Annotated in this window: 2 pseudogenes; one reads left to right on the forward strand and one right to left on the reverse strand. The window is 65.7% G+C overall.

Annotated features, from left to right (window positions below):
* Window positions 1-1,112, forward strand: a pseudogene (locus FJ980_RS32485) (DHH family phosphoesterase); the annotation flags it as partial.
* An 11-nt stretch (window positions 1,113-1,123) separates the two neighbouring features.
* On the opposite strand, the pseudogene FJ980_RS35680 reads toward FJ980_RS32485, so the two are convergent.
* Window positions 1,124-1,257, reverse strand: a pseudogene (locus FJ980_RS35680) (Patatin); the annotation flags it as partial.

Raw genomic sequence — 1,257 nt, forward strand, 5'->3', positions numbered from 1 at the left:
CGATGTCCGACAGTCGGCCACCGGTGTTTCCTGGGAACATCGGCTGACCGAGCGGCAGGACATGGTCGCGCTTGCCATCGCACAGGGGCACGGCGTGCCCGATATCGTCGCGCGCGTGCTTGCCGGACGTGGCGTGACGGCGGAACAGGCGGAGCGCTTTCTCGACCCGACGATCCGCGACCTGCTGCCGGACCCGGCTTCGCTGACCGACATGGACAAGGCGGCCATTCGAATAGCCGCCGCGGTGATGGCCCGGGAGAAGGTGGCGATCTTCGGCGACTACGATGTCGATGGCGCCGCCTCGTCGGCCTTGCTCAAACGCTTCCTCGCGCATTTCTCGATATCGTCGGAAATCTACATTCCCGATCGTATCTTCGAGGGTTACGGTCCCAATCCCGAAGCCATGCGCGAGCTCGTCTCGCGCGGCGCGACGCTGATCGTCACCGTCGATTGCGGCACCAACAGCGCGGCTTCCATCGACGCGGCCAATGCCGCCGGTGCCGATGTCGTGGTGCTCGACCATCACCAGGTCGGCGGCGCCTTGCCAGCGGCACACGCAGTGGTCAACCCCAACCGCGACGACGACCTTTCCGGGCAGGGCCATCTCTGCGCCGCCGGAGTGGTTTTTCTCGCGCTGGTGCAGACGGCCAAGGTCCTGCGCGGCCGGCATTACCGTCGAGCGCACGCGGCTCGGCGAGCTCAGGGCATTTTTCGACGAGCGCGCAGCAGCCGACGTGTTCCGATTGCAAGACGAGGAAAGCCTGGCGATCGACGGCGCGCTTGCCGCCGAGGGTGCGACGCTGGCCTTGCTGGATGCGCTGGAAAAGGCCGGCCCGTTCGGTGCAGGGCATGTCGCGCCTGTTTTCGCGCTGCCTCGCCATCGGCTGGCCGACGCCCGGCTGGTCGGCACCAACCACATCCGCGCCGACCTCCAGTCGGGCAGTGGCGGTCGCATCCAGGCGATCGCCTTTCGTGCCGTCGACACGGTGCTCGGCGACTTCCTGTTCAAGAACCGTGGTAAGACGATCCACGTCGCCGGCTCATTGTCGGGCAATTACTGGAACGGCAATCGCAGCGTGCAGTTCCGCATCGTCGACGCGGCACGCGCCTGATGCGTCTTTGATCAGGCGAGAACCGTCTGAAGCCGGGTCAGTTCGCCGATCTGTGCCATCGTTGCCCTATAGCCGATCTGGATCGCCTCATCGGCGCGGTGGAATTCCGTCAGGCCGATATGGCTGAGTTTGGGCTGCAGCGACA

Origin of the sequence: Mesorhizobium sp. B1-1-5 (assembly GCF_006443065.1) — a bacterium.
Lineage (GTDB): Bacteria > Pseudomonadota > Alphaproteobacteria > Rhizobiales > Rhizobiaceae > Mesorhizobium.